Genomic DNA, 17,332 nt, shown 5'->3' on the forward strand with positions numbered 1-17,332 from the left:
AATTTGTGCATTTTATTTAATTTAAATGAAAGTTAAGGGATTCATTTAAACATAGTTAGTTATTAAATAAAAATCAAAAAGCATGTATTCACGCTATCAATCAGTTAGCTTAGGAGCTGTTTAATTACGGCTCCTTTTTTTTGCAACTGTTTGAATTAGAATTTAATTTTCATACTTTGCAATACTTATTAACTTCGCAATATATCAGATGATAGAAATTACTCGCCTTTTTGATTTCCCTTATTACCAACAAGAAAAACATAATTTAGATGCTGCTTTAGTAACTAAAAAAGATGGTGTGTGGGAAAAAACATCAACCCAAGAATATTTGGACAAAGCTAATGCTGTAAGTAGAGCTTTACTAAAATTAGGGGTCAATAAAGATGAAAAAATTGCTGTAATTTCTACAAATAACAGAACAGAGTGGAATATTATGGACATTGGTATCCTGCAGTTAGGAGCTCAAAACGTACCAATTTATCCTACCATATCTGCTGAAGATTATGAATATATCTTAAACCACAGTGGATCTACCTATTGTTTTGTTTCTGATGCAGGCGTATTAGAAAAAGTAAACAAAGTTAGAGCTAAGACCCAATTAAAAGAGGTGTATAGTTTTGACCATATAGAAGGTTGTAAACATTACTCTGAATTATTTGAATTAGGAAAAGACACTGCCAATCAAGTAGAAGTTCAAAAAAGAATGGATAGTGTTAAGCCTAATGACTTAGCTACAATTATATATACATCAGGAACAACAGGAAAACCTAAAGGTGTAATGTTATCGCATGACAATATTACAAGTAACGTACTAAGTAGTGTACCACGCTTGCCTTTAGCACACGAAAACCCAAGAATACTAAGCTTTTTACCAATTTGTCACGTATTTGAACGTGTACTTATATACCTATACCAACACGCCGGTGTTTCTATTTATTATGCAGAAGGCATTGATAAAATTGGAGAAAATGCTCAAGAAATTAAACCTAATTTAATGAGTGTCGTCCCAAGGCTATTAGAAAAAGTATACGACAAAATATATGCTAAAGGTGCCGAATTAACTGGTATCAAAAAAGGATTATTTATGTGGGCCATTAAACTTGGAGAGCAATGGAAACCCTATGGTGAAAATGGAGCTTGGTATGAGTTTCAATTAAAAATAGCCAACAAGCTGATTTTTAGTAAATGGAGAGATGCACTTGGAGGCGAATTAACAACTATGGTTTCTGGTAGCGCTGCATTGCAACCAAGATTAACACGTATTTTTTGTGCTGCTGGAATGCAAGTCATGGAAGGTTATGGTTTAACAGAAACATCTCCAGTGGTATCTGTTGGTCAATATGCTAACAATATGTTTAGAGTTGGTACGGTTGGAAAACCTATTGACGGTGTAGATGTTAAGATAGCTGAAGATGGCGAATTACTTATAAAAGGTAGAAACGTCATGTTAGGATACTTTAACGATCCTGAAAAAACAGCTAGCGTAATGACTGGTGACTATTTTCATACAGGAGATAAAGGAGAAATTGATGCTGACGGATTCTTAAAAATCACAGGGCGTAAAAAAGAAATGTTTAAAACTTCTGGTGGTAAATATGTAATTCCGACACTTTTAGAAAACGAATTAAAACAATCAAGATTTATAGAGCAAATCATGGTTGTTGGTGAAGGCGAAAAAATGCCAGCTGCTATTATTCAGCCTAACTTTGAATTTATTGAAGAATGGATCCAAAGAAAAGCGTTAAATATTGAAAAAAATCCACAAGCCATTATTAGCTCTCAAATAGTAATTGATAGAATACAAGAAGAAATAGACGACTGCAATTCGCACTTTGGAAAATGGGAACGTATTAAACGTTTTGAACTAACGCCAGATGTTTGGTCTATTGATGGTGGACATTTAACACCAACATTAAAAATGAAACGGGATATCATTAAAGGCATCTATCAAGACCTTTATGATAAAATATACAGAAGTTAAACTTTCAAAAGCTATCTAAATTTAGATAGCTTTTTTTATGCACTAATTTTAAATTTACTATGCGTGCATAATAAATTTTTACTATCTTTACAATATCACTAAATAATTATGTTTAAAATATGAAGGACAAAACCATAGACTACATGCTTAGAACCACGTGGTTAGCTGTCAACAAAATGTATAATGAGGAGGCTGCTAAATTTGGGACTACAATGGCTACTGGTTTTACTTTGTTAAGTATTGATCAAGAAGAAGGAACCCCTTCTACTTCATTAGGTCCTATAATGGGAATGGAAGCAACTAGTTTGTCTCGTATTTTAAAACGCATGGAAGAATTAAATTTAATAGTGCGTAAACCAAATCCAAATGATGGACGCGGTGTACTAATCTATTTAACAGAGTTTGGAAAACAAAAACGTCAAGATGCTAAAGAGCGTGTATTAGTTTTTAATGACGCCATTAAAAATCATATTTCTGAAGAAAAGCTAAAACACTTTTTTGAAGTTTCTGATACTATCAACGAATTGATTTCAAACAAAAAAATATACAATCAAAAAGAACACATTTTAAAATAATATGAGCAAACGTAGAATTAAAAAAGTTGCGATTATTGGTTCCGGAATCATGGGATCAGGTATCGCTTGTCACTTCGCCAATATTGGTGTAAATGTATTACTATTAGACATTGTTCCTAGAGAACTAAACGACAAAGAGAAAGCTAAAGGTTTTACTTTAGAAGACAAAGTCGTAAGAAACAGATTAGTAAACGATGCTTTAACTGCATCTTTAAAATCTAAACCATCACCTATTTACAGTCAGGCTTTTGCTAGTCGTATCACTACAGGAAACCTAGAAGATGACATTGCAAAAGTCGCAGATGTAGATTGGATTATGGAAGTTGTAGTTGAAAGATTAGACATCAAAAAAATGGTGTTTGAAAACTTAGAAAAATACAGAACTCCAGGTACGTTAATTACGTCTAACACGTCTGGAATCCCTATTAATTTTATGAGTGAAGGTCGTAGTGAAGATTTCCAGAAGCATTTCTGCGGAACGCACTTCTTTAACCCTGCACGTTACTTAAAATTATTCGAAATCATTCCTGGACCAAAAACAGATCCTTCTGTTTTAGAATTTTTAAATGAATATGGCGAAAAATTCTTAGGAAAAACATCTGTTATTGCTAAAGATACGCCTGCTTTTATCGGAAACAGAGTTGGTATTTTTAGTATCCAAAGTTTATTTCACGCAGTTAAAGATTTAGATTTAACTATTGAGGAAGTAGATAAATTATCAGGACCAGTTATTGGTCGTCCAAAATCGGCAACTTTCCGTACGGTTGATGTTGTTGGTTTAGATACTTTGGTTCACGTGGCAAACGGAATTAGAGAAAACTGTCCTAAAGACGAACGTTTAGAGTTATTTGAATTACCAGATTTCATCAACACGATGATGGAAAACAAATGGTTAGGAAGTAAAACTGGACAAGGTTTTTATAAAAAAACGGTGTCTGCTGAAGGGAAAAAAGAAATTTTATCTCTTGACTTAAACACACTAGAATACCGTGCTGCTAAACGTGCAAAATTTGCAACTTTAGAATTAACGAAAACGATTGATAAAGTAGTTGACCGTTTTAAAGTATTAGTAAAAGGAAAAGATAAAGCAGGTGAGTTTTACAGAAAAAGCTTCACTGCATTATTTGCTTACGTATCTAATCGTATTCCTGAAATTTCAGACGAGCTTTATAAGATTGATGATGCCATGAAAGCTGGTTTTGGTTGGGAACACGGACCGTTTCAAATTTGGGATGCTATTGGAGTAGAAAAAGGAATTGAATTAATGAAAGCGGAAGGTTTAGAACCTGCTGCTTGGGTTAACGATATGGTTGCTTCTGGTAACACATCTTTCTATTCTGTAAAAGAAGGAGCTTCTTTCTTTTATGATATTGCGTCTAAAAAACAAACTAAAATACCTGGTCAAGACAGTTTTATTATCCTTGATAATATTAGAAAAACAAACGAAGTGTTTAAAAACTCTGGTGTTGTTATCGAAGATATCGGAGACGGAATCCTTAACCTAGAATTCCAATCTAAAATGAACACTATTGGTGGAGACGTTTTAGCTGGATTAAATAAAGCTATTGATTTAGCAGAAAAAGATTTTGCTGGTTTAGTAGTTGGTAACCAAGCTGCAAACTTCTCTGTTGGTGCAAACATCGGAATGATTTTCATGATGGCTGCAGAGCAGGAATATGATGAGCTTAACATGGCTATCAAATATTTCCAAGATTCTATGATGCGTATGCGTTATTCTTCTATCCCAACTATCTCTGCTCCTCACGGAATGGCTTTAGGTGGTGGATGTGAATTATCATTACACGCAGATAAAGTAGTTGCAGCAGCAGAAACTTACATGGGACTTGTAGAGTTTGGTGTTGGTGTTATTCCTGGTGGTGGTGGTTCTAAAGAAATGGCTTTAAGAGCGCAAGACCTTTTCCATAAAGGCGATGTACAATTAAACGTTTTACAAGAGCATTTCTTAACTATAGGTATGGCTAAAGTATCTACTTCTGCTTACGAAGCTTTTGACTTAAACTTATTGCAAAAAGGAAAAGATGTTGTGGTTGTAAACAAAGACCGTCAAATAGCAGTTGCAAAACAACACGCTATGCTAATGGCTAATTCAGGTTACACACAACCAGTAAAAAGAGATGACGTTTTAGTTTTAGGTAAACAAGCATTAGGAATGTTTATGGTAGGTACAGACTCTATGGAAGACTCTAACTACATTTCTGAACACGATATGAAAATCGCTAATAAATTAGCTTACGTAATGGCTGGTGGAGATTTATCTGAACCAACACGCGTAACAGAACAATATTTATTGGATTTAGAGCGTGAAGCTTTCTTAAGTTTATGTACAGAACGTAAAACTTTAGAGCGTATTCAGCACATGTTAACAAAAGGTAAACCTTTAAGAAACTAAGAAAAATGAAAACAGCATATATAGTAAAAGCATATAGAACCGCAGTTGGTAAAGCACCAAAAGGCGTGTTCCGTTTTAAAAGAACAGATGAATTGGCAGCCGAAACCATCAAGTATATGATGAAGGAATTGCCTGGTTTAGACCCAAAGCGTATTGACGATGTTATTGTTGGTAACGCAATGCCAGAAGGTTCTCAAGGATTAAATATGGCACGTTTAATCTCTTTAATGGGATTAGATATTGTGGATGTTCCTGGTGTAACTGTAAACCGTTTTTGCTCTTCTGGAGTAGAAACAATTGGTATGGCAACTGCAAAAATACAAGCTGGAATGGCAGATTGTATTATTGCTGGTGGAGCAGAAAGTATGAGTAGCGTACCAATGACTGGTTTTAAACCAGAATTGAACTACGATATCGTAAAAGCAGGTCATGAAGATTATTATTGGGGAATGGGAAATACTGCAGAAGCTGTTGCAAAACAGTTTAAAGTATCTCGTGAAGACCAAGATGAATTTGCATTCAATTCGCATATGAAAGCATTAAGAGCGCAAGCTGAAAATCGTTTTCAAGATCAAATAGTACCAATTGAAGTAGAACAAACTTACATTGATGCTAACGGAAAGAAAGCAACAAAATCTTACACAGTAACTAAAGATGAAGGACCTCGTGCAGGAACAAGTAAAGAAGCTTTAGCAAAACTTAGAGCAGTATTTGCTGCTGGAGGAAGTGTTACAGCTGGTAACTCGTCACAAATGAGTGATGGTGCTGCTTTTGTAATGGTTATGAGTGAAGATATGGTTAAAGAGTTAGGTTTAGAGCCAATTGCAAGAATGGTAAACTATGCTGCTGCAGGTGTTGAGCCTCGTATTATGGGTATTGGACCAGTAAAAGCTATTCCAAAAGCACTAAAACAAGCAGGATTAAAACAAGACGATTTATCTTTAATTGAGTTAAATGAAGCTTTTGCTTCTCAATCTTTAGCGGTAATTAGAGAGTTAGGTCTTAACCCAGATATTATTAACGTAAATGGTGGTGCAATTGCATTGGGTCACCCATTAGGATGTACAGGAGCAAAATTATCTGTACAACTTTTTGACGAAATGCGTAAGCGTGACATGCAAGGCAAATATGGTGCAGTTACCATGTGTGTTGGAACAGGTCAAGGCGCTTGCGGAATATTCGAATTCCTTAATTAATACAACACATGATTTCTGTCCGGTCGAGCGCAGTCGAGACTTTTTAAATCGGATAGTAAAAAAAATAGTACTCGACTACGCTTGAACAGACAAACAATAATAAGTATAACAAGATTATAATATAGTTATGGCAACAGAAGAAAAAGATATATTAAGAGGAGGTCAATTCCTTGTAAAAGAAACAAATTGTGAAGACGTGTTTACTCCTGAAGATTTTTCAGAAGAACAATCAATGATGAAAGATTCTGTAATGGAATTTAATGATCGTGAGATCATTCCTCATAAAGCACGTTTTGAAGCTAAAGATTATGCATTAACTGAAGAAGTTATGCGTAAAGCTGGAGACATGGGCTTTTTAAGTGTCGCAGTACCTGAAGCTTTTGGCGGAATGGGAATGGGATTTGTTTCTACAGTATTAACTTGTGATTATATTTCTTCTGGAACTGGATCATTTAGTACTGCTTTTGGTGCTCATACAGGAATTGGTACTATGCCAATTACTTTATATGGTACAGAGGAGCAAAAACAAAAATACGTACCAAAATTAGCATCTGGAGAGTGGTTTGGAGCTTACTGTTTAACAGAGCCTGGAGCTGGATCTGATGCAAATTCTGGTAAAACAACTGCAGAGCTTTCTGCAGATGGAAAATCATACAAAATTAACGGTCAAAAAATGTGGATCTCAAATGCAGGTTTCTGTAGCGTGATGATCGTTTTTGCTCGTATTGAAGGTGATAAAAATATTACTGGATTTATAGTAGAATATAATGGAGATACTCCAAATGGGATTACTTTAGGTGAAGAAGAACATAAATTAGGTATTCGTGCCTCTTCTACGCGTCAAGTATTTTTTAACGACACTGTTGTTCCTGCTGAAAATATGTTAGCTGGTCGTGGTGAAGGTTTCAAAATTGCGATGAATGCACTTAACGTTGGTCGTATTAAATTAGCTGCTGCATGTTTAGATTCTCAAAGAAGAATTTTAACTACTGCTGTAAATTATGCTAAAGAGCGTAAGCAATTTAAAACACCTATTGCAGATTTTGGAGCAATTAAAGTAAAGTTAGCTGAAATGGCTGCAAGTGCTTATGCTGGTGAATCTGCTACTTATAGAGCTGCTAAAAATATTGAAGACAGAATCGCAATGCGTGAAGCTGCTGGAAATACACATCAAGAAGCAGAACTTAAAGGTGTTGAAGAATATGCAATTGAGTGTTCTATCTTAAAAGTTGCTGTGTCTGAAGATGTACAAAATTGTGCAGATGAAGGAATCCAAATTTTTGGTGGAATGGGATTCTCTGAAGAAACGCCTATGGAGTCAGCTTGGAGAGATGCTAGAATTGCACGTATTTATGAAGGAACTAACGAGATTAACAGAATGTTAGCTGTTGGTATGTTAGTAAAAAAGGCAATGAAAGGTCATGTAGACTTATTAGGTCCTGCTTCTAAAGTACAAGAAGAATTAATGGGTATACCATCTTTTGAAACGCCTGATTACTCTGAGTTATTTTCAGAAGAAAAAATCATGATAGCAAAACTTAAGAAAACATTCTTAATGGTTGCTGGTGGTGCTGTTCAAAAATATGGTCCTCAATTAGAAGATCATCAACAATTATTAATTGCAGCTGCAGATATCTTAATTGAAATCTACATGGCAGAATCTGCAATTTTAAGAACAGAGAAAAATGTTAAGCGTACTAGCGAAAAAGAGCAATCTGCTCAAATCGCAATGGCTAAATTATATTTATATCATGCTGTAGATATCGTTGAAGAAAAAGGAAAAGAAAGTATTATTTCTTTTGCTGAAGGAGACGAACAACGTATGATGTTAATGGGGCTTAAGCGTTTTACAAAATATGCTAACTATCCAGATATCGTAGATTTACGTATCGAGATTGCTGAAAAAGTAAAAGCAGAAGGAAAATACTGCTTCTAAAAATTAAGTTTTAATTACCCTAAAAAAGCTGTTTTGTAATGAAACAGCTTTTTTTTTAATTCAAACAAAACCTAAGTCGTAAATTATTAGTTAAAAGCCATTTCAAATTGAAGTGGTTTTTTATTTTTCATTAATTTAGAAGAAATTTTAAAAGTAATGAAACAACTCATCATTCTACTCTTTACAACACTTCTATTAATAAGCTGTAAGGAAGATAAAACTATTATTCCAAAACCAGCTAAACAACTTAAAGTTGTACACAAAGCTATTACTAGTCCAACAATAGATGGAAAAGCTACAGAAGCTATTTGGAAATCTTCAAAATGGTATCCAATTGATCAAAAATGGTTGGGAGACACCTACTCTGAAGACGATTTTAAAGGTCAATATAAATTAGCCTGGGACGCCAATGCTTTATATGCTTTAGTAGAAATACATGATGATTTACTAACTACAATAAACAAAGAGCCCTTAAAACTATGGTGGGATAACGATTGTGTCGAGGTGTTTATAGATGAAGATAATAGTGGTGGGCAACATCAATATAATCATAATGCTTTTGCCTATCACGTAGGATTAGATGGCAATGTCGTGGATATTGCACCTGGTGACATACCAACATTATACAATAATCATGTCCAATCTAAACGTATCACTTCTGAAAACACGTCTATTTGGGAACTTAAAATAAATATATATGACGATAGTTTTGTAGATGGAAAACAAAATAATCCAGTAACACTAAAAACGGATAAAAATATAGGATTTGCTATTGCATACTGCGATAATGACAAAAGTAAAACTCGAGAAAACTTTATTGGGTCTGAAGCTATTGAAGGAAAAGATAAAAATAGAGGATGGATAGACGCTTCCGTTTTCGGAACTTTAATTTTAAAAGAATAACTATGAAAAAGATATACCTTGTAATAAGTTTTTTAACTTTCACCTTAATAACAACCGCACAAACTAGCCAAAAGATATATGATATTATTGATGCTGTTTCCGCAGAACGCATTGAAAAAGACATTCAAAAATTAGTCGATTTTGGTACTAGAAACACCTTTAGTGATACTATTTCAGAAACTAGAGGAATTGGTGCTGCACGACGATGGATAAAATCAGAATTTGAAGCTATTTCTTCCGACTGTAAAAATTGCTTAGACGTAACGTATCAAAAAGACTTTGTTACTAAAGAAGGTAACAAGCGCGTACCACACGATGCTTGGATTGTCAATGTTGTGGCTATTCAAAAAGGAACGAAATATCCAAATCGTTATATTATAATGAGTGGTGATATCGACTCTCGTGGAAGTGATACCATGGAGTTTACAAAAGATGCACCTGGGGCAAACGATAATGCTTCTGGTATGGCCGGAACTATTGAGGCTGCAAGAGTTTTGTCCAAATACAAATTTGAAAACAGTATTGTTTATGTTGGTTTATCTGGAGAAGAGCAAGGTCTTTTTGGCGGTAGTGGCTTAGCAAAATATGCTAAAGCGCAAGGTTGGGATATTATCGGAATACTTAACAATGACATGATTGGAAACATTAAAGGTGTTGATGGTGTTATTGATAATCGCACTTTTAGAATTTTTTCAGAACCTGTTCCTGCTAACGAAACCGAGAGAGAACGTACACTTAGACGTTTTTATGGGGGAGAAGTCGATGGGATTTCTCGTCAATTAGCCCGTTACGTACATAAAACAGTAAAAACATACATGCCAGAAATGAATCCGATGATGGTTTATAGATTAGATCGTTTTGGACGCGGTGGACACCATAGACCTTTTAACGACTTAGGATTTGCAGGGATCCGAATTATGGAAGCGCACGAAAACTATGTACAGCAACACCAAGATATTAGAGAAGAAAATGGCATAAAATATGGCGATGTTATTGAGCACGTCAATTTTGAATACGCAAAAAAACTGACTACTGTTAACGCTATAAATATGGCTAATTTGGCTTGGGCACCTCCTGCTCCAAAAACAGTTGCTATTGGTGGTATTGTAGAACCTTCCGTTAAATTTAAATGGGATAAAGTTGAAGGTGCAATCGGTTATAAAATTTACTGGAGAGATACCACATCTCCTACTTGGGACAACAGTCGTTATGTTGGTGATGTCTCAGAATTTATGCTAGATGGCATCGTTATTGACAACTATTTCTTCGGGATTGCTTCTGTTGGAAAAGACGGTTTTGAAAGCCCTGTGGTGTTTCCTAATAAAATAATAAGATAAATTTCAGAATGAATAAAACACTAATTTCAACCTTAGTTTTAGTTATAACGCTCTGTGTCAATGCAAATGCACAAGGCTTACTTCAAGAAAAAAACAAGTTTACGCATCAAGACACACTGCGCGGAAGTATCACGCCAGAGCGTGAATGGTGGAATTTAACCTATTACCATTTAGATATAAAGGTTAATCCGGAGACCAAAACTATTGCTGGTAAAAACACAATTCAGTATACTGTTTTAAAACCAAACCAAGTATTACAAATTGATTTGCAAGAACCATTAGTATTGACTAAAGTGACTCAAAATGATAAAGCATTAGAGATTAAACACGATGGAAATGCACATTTTATTACACTTAAAGACCAACAAAATATAGGCGAAACAAATAGCGTAATTGCTTATTACGAAGGGAAACCACGTGAAGCTATTAGAGCGCCTTGGGATGGCGGAATCTCTTGGAAAAAAGACAATAATGGTAATCATTTTATTGCCTCATCCTGTCAAGGTCTTGGAGCTAGCGTTTGGTGGCCAAACAAAGACCACATGTATGATGAAGTTGATAGTATGGATATTAGTGTCACTGTACCAAAAGGTTTAATGAATGTTTCTAATGGAAGACTTAAAAGTGTTATTGATAATAAAGATGAAACTATAACTACCAATTGGCACGTTGCCAACCCAATTAATAATTATGGAGTCAATATAAATATTGGTAACTATGCTAATTTCTCTGAAGTTTATAAAGGTGAAAAAGGTGATTTAGATATGAATTACTTCGTCTTAAAAGAAAACCTTGAAAAAGCAAAAGAGCATTTTAAAGATGCCCCAAAAATGATGAAAGCATTTGAGCATTGGTTTGGACCGTATCCTTTTTACGAAGATAGTTTTAAGTTAGTCGAAGTGCCTTATTTAGGAATGGAGCATCAAAGCTCTGTAACCTACGGAAATAAATATATGAATGGCTATCTAGGTGATGATTTATCCGGAACTGGTTGGGGTTTAAAATTTGATTTTATAATCATCCATGAATCTGGACACGAGTGGTTTGCCAATAATATTACCAATATAGATATTGCAGATATGTGGATTCATGAGAGTTTTACATCTTATTCTGAAAACCTATTTTTAGATTACTATTACGGAAAAGAAGCTGCTGCTGAATATGTCATTGGTAAAAGAAAAAACGTAAGAAACGATAGACCATTAATAGGGCAATATAATGTAAACAATGAAGGCTCTGGAGATATGTATTACAAAGGAGAAAATATGTTACACACCTTACGTCAATTAGTTAATGACGACGAAAAATGGAGACAGATACTACGTACGTTAAATAGTAAGTTTTATCATCAAACGGTAACAACACAGCAAATTGAAGATTATTTAGCAGAAGCATCTGGTTTAGATTTAAAAGGCTTTTTTAATCAGTATTTAAGGAGTATTAAAATTCCTGTTTTAGAATATAAAGTTGAAGGTAAAAAACTTAACTACAAATGGACTAATACCGTTGATGGCTTTGTAATGCCTATTCAAATTGAAATTAATGGTCAGTCCCAATGGATTTTGCCAACTTCAAAAAATCAAACTTTAAAATTAAAGTCTAAAAATTCTAAAGTAGTCGTGGATAGAGACTTTTATATTACGGTAAAAGAATTTTAAAAATGAATTTAGAAGAATACTATTTTAAATCAGACACAGCATGGCGAGAATGGTTACACATCAATCACGACAGTGATGATGGTATCTACCTCATCTTTTACAAAGTAAACCACAAAAACAAAAGTATGCGTTGGGAAGAAGCTGTAAAAGTAGCCTTGTGCTATGGTTGGATAGATAGTACTGTCAAGAGTTTAGGAGATGGAAAACGAAGGCAATACTTTTGTAAACGTAATCCTAAAAGTGTCTGGAGTGCACTTAACAAAAGACATATAAAAACCTTACTTGCCGAAGATTTAATGCATCCAAAAGGCTTAGAAATAATTAAAACAGGTAAGAAAAACGGAAGTTGGACTGCTTTAGATGAAGTTGAGAAAGGTATCATTCCAGAAGCATTACAATTGGCATTTGAAGATAATCCTAAAGCTTTTGAAAACTATAACAACTTTGCCCCATCTTACAAAAAACATTATTTGTATTGGCTAAATCAAGCAAAACGAGAAGCTACAAAACAAAAGAGAATTGTAGAAATCATTAAATTTTGCGAAGCGAATATTAAATCTAGAAATACTTGGTAATATAATTATTTGAAAGGCTTTCACTTTTTTTCGACTTAATATAAAATCGCAACACAATGAATATTCAAAAAATAAATTTCACTAATGCAGAAGGGCAACAATTAGTTGGTCGTTTAGAACTTCCAATAAATCAACATCCTCATAATTTTGCCATATTCGCACATTGTTTTACTTGTAATAAAAACTTATCTGCAGTAAAAAATATTACTCGCGAATTAACCTCTAATGGCTTTGGTGTATTACGTTTTGATTTTACTGGTTTAGGAGAAAGTGAAGGTGATTTTGAAAATACTAATTTTTCAGGAAATGTGGATGATTTAATTAGTGCCTCTAATTATTTAAAAGAAAACTATACCGCTCCTACCCTTTTAATTGGACATTCTTTAGGTGGTGCTGCTGTTATTTTTGCAGCTTCTACAATAGATTCCGTTAAAGCTGTTGCAACAATTGGAGCGCCTTCAAATCCAAAACATGTCGAGAATCTCATTAAAAGTAGTGTTGACGAAATAAAAGCTACAGGAAAAGCAAATGTGAGTATTGGCGGGCGTCCGTTTACAATCAAAAAACAATTTTTAGACGACATAGAAACAAAGTCGTTGCCAAACGTTGCTAAAAACTTACGTAAAGCTTTGTTAGTAATGCACTCGCCACAAGACACTACGGTTGGAATTGAAAATGCAGAAGAAATTTACGTTGCTGCTAGACATCCAAAAAGTTTTGTATCTCTTGATGGTGCCGATCATTTATTAATGCGAAAGGAAGATTCTATTTATGTTGGAAGTGTAATAGCTAGTTGGGCAAAACGCTATATTTCTATCCCTAAAACAGATACGGTTTCCACAACACACCAAGCAGTTGCAAGTCTAGATGCAGAAGATGGTTTCACTACACAAATGACCGTGGGAAGCCATACCATGATGGCTGATGAGCCTACTAGTTTTGGTGGAAATGATTTTGGTCCTTCACCATATGAGTTTGTTTCTGCGGGATTATCTGCTTGTACGGCCATGACTGTTCAGATGTATGTTAAACGAAAAGGTTGGGATTTGCAAAACATTGAAGTGCACACCTCGCATACTAAAGTAGCGAAACAGATTGTTGAAAATGGTGAGCAAAAAGAAATCAAAGTAGACACTTTTAATAGAGAAATTAAACTGAAAGGAAATTTAGACGATAAACAAATACAGCGTATTCTTCAAATTGCTGATAAATGTCCAGTGCATAAAACACTACATAGCGATATAGACGTAGTAACTAAAATAGTTTAGTACCGTGTGTTTTTAATGTTACGGAAAGTTAAAATTAACTAATTTTTAAGAATTCTTGTTCATCAAATTCTTTAGAATAGTTGTTAATTATATCCCGTGAAAAAGAAGAACAAAAACTTAGCAAAATCGACACGTTGGTATCGTAAAACGCACCGGATTGTAGCTGTCTCATTATTACTATTTATAGTTATCATGAGTGCAACGGGTTTACTTTTAGCATGGAAGGACCAACTTGGTTTTAAACCTTCTACCGTAAAAGTAGCATCTAACAACACCCCTTTAATTTCATTAGCTAAAATAGAGCAAAACGCAATACAATATATTGATAGTCTTAAACTGTCAACCGCTATAAATAGGATAGACTACAGACCTAGAAAAGGTATTGCTAAAGTTAGATTTGAAGACCATTTTACGGAGTTACAAATCAATTGTTATACTGGGGAAATAATTTCGGCAAAAACAAGAACAGCGGATTTAATTGAAATGATTCATGATGGCTCTATTGTCGATTATTTATTAAACTTCAAAACGACGCCTCTAAAATTGATCTACTCCACGATTATTGGACTAGGCTTATTATTTATTTCTTTTAGTGGTTTTTTATTATGGTTAAAACCGAAACAGATTAAAAAAAATAAACGCATCCTATCAGAGCAGTAAACAATTAATAATATAAAAAAAGCAACCTCAAATTGAGATTGCTTTTTTTTATTTATTCTAGTGTTATTATTTTATAATCCACTTATAAAACTACCATAAGGGTCTTTAAACTGAATCCCTTCCGTAAATCTATATTTACTTAATTGCTTATATTCTACTAAAGCCCAAAGTACAAATTCTTTAACAAAATAACTTTCTTGTTTTGTTAGTTTGGCTTGGTGTTTTCCTAATAAATCATCTAAAGGAGATACAGCATCTAATAGTGCTTTGTATTCTTTATCACGCAAACCATCTAACAATTCAAACCCTTCTGAATTATTAAAAAACCATGATACGATATCGTCATAAGGACTTTCGTCTTCTTGCTTTTGAAGTTTTTCTATTTTAGGAAAAAACTCAGGAAATAAACTTTTAACTGCTTCACCAATTAAGTTGTAAGCCACTTGTGCTGCGCCTTCTTGTTCTCCTTCATAAACCAATTCTACTTTACCTGTAATTGCAGGAATAATTCCTAAAAAGTCAGATAATCTAATGGTTGTAGTATCATCTCCATTCTTTAAAGCACGAAGTTCTGCAGTACTTAATAAGTTTTCAAAAGCGGTAATACTTAAACGTGCACTTACACCACTTTTTTCGTCAATAAAATCACTGTCTCTAGCTTCAAATACAATTTGTTCTAATAAGTCTTTTGCTAATTCTGGTACATGAATACTATCTTTTTGACGACCATCAGATTTAGCTTCTTGTTGCGTAATAATTTTAGCAGTTTCAATATCTTTTGGATAATGCGTTAAAATTTGCGATCCAATTCTATCTTTTAAAGGCGTTACAATACTTCCTCTATTGGTATAATCTTCAGGATTTGCAGTAAAAATAAACTGCATATCTAAAGGTAAACGCAATTTAAATCCTCTAATCTGTATATCACCTTCTTGTAGAATATTAAATAAAGCCACTTGTATTCTAGCTTGTAAATCTGGTAGTTCATTAATAACAAAAATACAACGGTTTGCACGCGGAATCATCCCATAATGTATTACTCTGTCATCTGCATAACTCAACTTTAAGTTTGCTGCTTTTATTGGATCTACATCACCAATAATATCTGCAACAGTAACATCTGGAGTTGCTAATTTCTCTGCAAAACGCTCGCTTCTATGCATCCAAGTAATTGGTGTTTTATCTCCTTTTTCTGTAATCAATTCTGTTGCAAAACGTGAGATTGGTTGTAATGGATCGTCATTAATTTCGGACCCTTCAACCACAGGAATATACTCATCCAATAAATTTAGCATTAAACGCGCTAAGCGGGTTTTAGCTTGACCACGTAATCCTAAAAAGTTAATATTATGTCGTGATAAAATAGCACGTTATAACTCAGGAATCACAGTATTTTCGTAACCATGCACACCTTCAAAAACAGTTGTTTTACTTTTTATTCTTTCAATTAAATTATCTCTTAATTCGTCTTTAATAGACTTACTTTTATATCCAGCTTTTTTTAATTCGCCTAAAATCTTTATATTTTTTATTTCCATATCTAATTTTTAGAAAAGAGATAATAGACAAAAGAAAATAGACTTAACATTACGTCTTCTCTACTCTGTTTTTTCTATCCTCTTTATTCTTTTATTTTTTTTATTAATTGGAGTGAGAAATTTTTCACTTTTCACTCTTAATTCTTAACTAAAACACTATCCTTTAATTCTCTTTTTTCTGTTTGTTTCGTAATCTTCAAAAATCATCTCACCTAGTCCTTTCAAACCTGTATAAAAGGCTTTTCCTTGATTGGCATGCGTAAATTCTTCTACAAATTGCATTAGATAAGGATCTTGAGCAATCATAAATGTAGTGATTGGAATATGCAATTTTCTAGCTTGCTGCGCTTGGGCATAGCATTTATTAGTGATGTATGGATTTAAGCCATTACTATCTTTATAATAGGTTCCGTCAGGCAAACGCAAGCAACTTGGTTTACCATCTGTTATCATAAAAATTTGCTTGTTAGTATTACGCTTACGACGCAATAAATCCATTGCTAATTTTAAACCGGCTACAGTGTTTGTATGGTAAGGTCCAACATTTAAATAGGGTAAATCTTTAATTTTAATTGGCCAAGCATCGTTACCAAAAACTAAAATATCTAAGGTATCTTTTGGGTAGCGTGTTGTAATTAATTCGGCTAAAGCCATCGCGACTTTTTTGGCAGGCGTAATTCTATCTTCACCATACAAAATCATACTGTGACTGATATCTATCATTAACACCGTACTCATTTGCGATTTGTGTGTGGTTTCCTCAACCACCAAATCATCCTCGGTTAAATTAAAATCGCCAATACCATGATTAATTTGTGCGTTTCGCAAACTTTCCGTCATAGACACTTTATCCAAACTGTCTCCAAATTGGTAGTTTCTAAAATCGCCAGTATGCTCATCTCCTATTCCAACACCTTTACTTTTGTGGTTTCCGGATCCGCTGCGTTTAATATTACCAAATATTTGATCTAACGCAGATTGTCTAATAGCGCGCTCAGTTTTTGCTGTAATAGCGTTACCTTTTTTACCGTCTGGTTTAATTTCTTCACGTATGTAGCCTTTAGCTTTAAGGTCTTCTACAAAGTCGTCAATTGTATAATCCGGAGTCGTTAATTTGTATTCTTTATCTAACTCGCGAAGCCAATCTATAGCTTCGTCAAAATCTCCGGAGGTATGCGTAATCAACTCTTTAAAAACATCAAAAAGCTTTTCGAAAGGGGATTGTGAAGGGGCTTCGTATGGTTTAAATACAAAGCCTTTTCTGTTATTATTTTTGTTTTTCATGCAGTATAAAA

At 34.0% G+C, this 17,332-nt stretch carries 12 protein-coding genes and 1 pseudogene; 11 read left to right on the forward strand and 2 right to left on the reverse strand.

Going from position 1 to position 17,332, the window contains the following annotated elements:
* Positions 1–208: 208 nt before the first annotated feature.
* The 11 genes from BMZ09_RS09040 to BMZ09_RS09090 all read left to right on the forward strand — a co-directional run bounded on the left by BMZ09_RS09040 (position 209) and on the right by BMZ09_RS09090 (position 14,499).
* Positions 209–1,981: an AMP-dependent synthetase/ligase gene (locus BMZ09_RS09040; protein WP_090839700.1), complete on the forward strand. Its 1,773-nt coding sequence runs from the start codon at positions 209–211 to the stop codon at positions 1,979–1,981.
* Positions 1,982–2,100: 119 nt separating this feature from the next.
* A complete protein-coding gene (locus BMZ09_RS09045; protein ID WP_090839702.1) occupies positions 2,101–2,556 on the forward strand; it encodes a MarR family winged helix-turn-helix transcriptional regulator in 456 nt (151 codons plus the stop codon).
* A 1-nt stretch (position 2,557) separates the two neighbouring features.
* The gene (locus tag BMZ09_RS09050) at positions 2,558–4,966 is read left to right on the forward strand and encodes a 3-hydroxyacyl-CoA dehydrogenase NAD-binding domain-containing protein (RefSeq protein ID WP_090839704.1); all 2,409 of its coding nucleotides are present in this window, start codon (positions 2,558–2,560) and stop codon (positions 4,964–4,966) included.
* 5 nt (positions 4,967–4,971) lie between these two features.
* Entirely contained in the window at positions 4,972–6,162 is a 1,191-nt protein-coding gene (locus tag BMZ09_RS09055; RefSeq protein WP_090839706.1) for an acetyl-CoA C-acyltransferase, read from the forward strand.
* A gap of 127 nt (positions 6,163–6,289) precedes the next feature.
* Positions 6,290–8,098, forward strand: coding sequence for an acyl-CoA dehydrogenase family protein (locus BMZ09_RS09060; protein ID WP_090839709.1), 1,809 nt, complete (start codon positions 6,290–6,292; stop codon positions 8,096–8,098).
* Positions 8,099–8,254: 156 nt separating this feature from the next.
* Positions 8,255–9,001: a sugar-binding protein gene (locus tag BMZ09_RS09065; RefSeq protein ID WP_090839711.1), complete on the forward strand. Its 747-nt coding sequence runs from the start codon at positions 8,255–8,257 to the stop codon at positions 8,999–9,001.
* Positions 9,002–9,003: 2 nt separating this feature from the next.
* On the forward strand, positions 9,004–10,338 hold the full coding sequence (locus BMZ09_RS09070) for a M28 family peptidase (protein ID WP_090839713.1): 1,335 nt from the start codon (positions 9,004–9,006) through the stop codon (positions 10,336–10,338).
* Positions 10,339–10,346: 8 nt separating this feature from the next.
* Positions 10,347–11,996 carry a M1 family metallopeptidase gene (locus tag BMZ09_RS09075; RefSeq protein WP_090839715.1) on the forward strand — a complete coding sequence of 550 codons (1,650 nt, stop codon included), beginning with the start codon at positions 10,347–10,349 and terminating at the stop codon, positions 11,994–11,996.
* A gap of 2 nt (positions 11,997–11,998) precedes the next feature.
* Positions 11,999–12,571, forward strand: coding sequence for a YdeI/OmpD-associated family protein (locus BMZ09_RS09080; RefSeq protein ID WP_090839717.1), 573 nt, complete (start codon positions 11,999–12,001; stop codon positions 12,569–12,571).
* Between the two features lie 56 nt (positions 12,572–12,627).
* Positions 12,628–13,839 carry a bifunctional alpha/beta hydrolase/OsmC family protein gene (locus BMZ09_RS09085; RefSeq protein ID WP_090839719.1) on the forward strand — a complete coding sequence of 404 codons (1,212 nt, stop codon included), beginning with the start codon at positions 12,628–12,630 and terminating at the stop codon, positions 13,837–13,839.
* A 96-nt stretch (positions 13,840–13,935) separates the two neighbouring features.
* Positions 13,936–14,499: a PepSY-associated TM helix domain-containing protein gene (locus tag BMZ09_RS09090; protein WP_090839721.1), complete on the forward strand. Its 564-nt coding sequence runs from the start codon at positions 13,936–13,938 to the stop codon at positions 14,497–14,499.
* A 71-nt stretch (positions 14,500–14,570) separates the two neighbouring features.
* Here the strand turns inward: BMZ09_RS09090 and BMZ09_RS09095 are convergent.
* Both BMZ09_RS09095 and BMZ09_RS09100 read right to left on the reverse strand, forming a co-directional pair.
* Positions 14,571–16,037 (reverse strand): annotated as a pseudogene (locus tag BMZ09_RS09095) (magnesium chelatase).
* A 156-nt stretch (positions 16,038–16,193) separates the two neighbouring features.
* Positions 16,194–17,321 (reverse strand): vWA domain-containing protein, encoded by a 1,128-nt coding sequence (locus BMZ09_RS09100; protein WP_090839723.1) that lies wholly within the window; start codon positions 17,319–17,321, stop codon positions 16,194–16,196.
* Positions 17,322–17,332: the final 11 nt, after the last annotated feature.

Source organism: Olleya namhaensis, from assembly GCF_900114005.1.
Lineage (GTDB): Bacteria > Bacteroidota > Bacteroidia > Flavobacteriales > Flavobacteriaceae > Olleya > Olleya namhaensis.

Excerpts from the sequence above, each read along its gene's own strand:
- BMZ09_RS09040 (WP_090839700.1), top strand. The coding sequence starts at position 209 with ATGATAGAAATTACTCGCCTTTTTGATTTCCCTTATTACCAACAAGAA.
- BMZ09_RS09045 (WP_090839702.1), top strand. The coding sequence starts at position 2,101 with ATGAAGGACAAAACCATAGACTACATGCTTAGAACCACGTGGTTAGCT.
- BMZ09_RS09050 (WP_090839704.1), top strand. The coding sequence starts at position 2,558 with ATGAGCAAACGTAGAATTAAAAAAGTTGCGATTATTGGTTCCGGAATC.
- BMZ09_RS09055 (WP_090839706.1), top strand. The coding sequence starts at position 4,972 with ATGAAAACAGCATATATAGTAAAAGCATATAGAACCGCAGTTGGTAAA.
- BMZ09_RS09060 (WP_090839709.1), top strand. The coding sequence starts at position 6,290 with ATGGCAACAGAAGAAAAAGATATATTAAGAGGAGGTCAATTCCTTGTA.
- BMZ09_RS09065 (WP_090839711.1), top strand. The coding sequence starts at position 8,255 with ATGAAACAACTCATCATTCTACTCTTTACAACACTTCTATTAATAAGC.
- BMZ09_RS09070 (WP_090839713.1), top strand. The coding sequence starts at position 9,004 with ATGAAAAAGATATACCTTGTAATAAGTTTTTTAACTTTCACCTTAATA.
- BMZ09_RS09075 (WP_090839715.1), top strand. The coding sequence starts at position 10,347 with ATGAATAAAACACTAATTTCAACCTTAGTTTTAGTTATAACGCTCTGT.
- BMZ09_RS09080 (WP_090839717.1), top strand. The coding sequence starts at position 11,999 with ATGAATTTAGAAGAATACTATTTTAAATCAGACACAGCATGGCGAGAA.
- BMZ09_RS09085 (WP_090839719.1), top strand. The coding sequence starts at position 12,628 with ATGAATATTCAAAAAATAAATTTCACTAATGCAGAAGGGCAACAATTA.
- BMZ09_RS09100 (WP_090839723.1), bottom strand. The coding sequence starts at position 17,321 with ATGAAAAACAAAAATAATAACAGAAAAGGCTTTGTATTTAAACCATAC.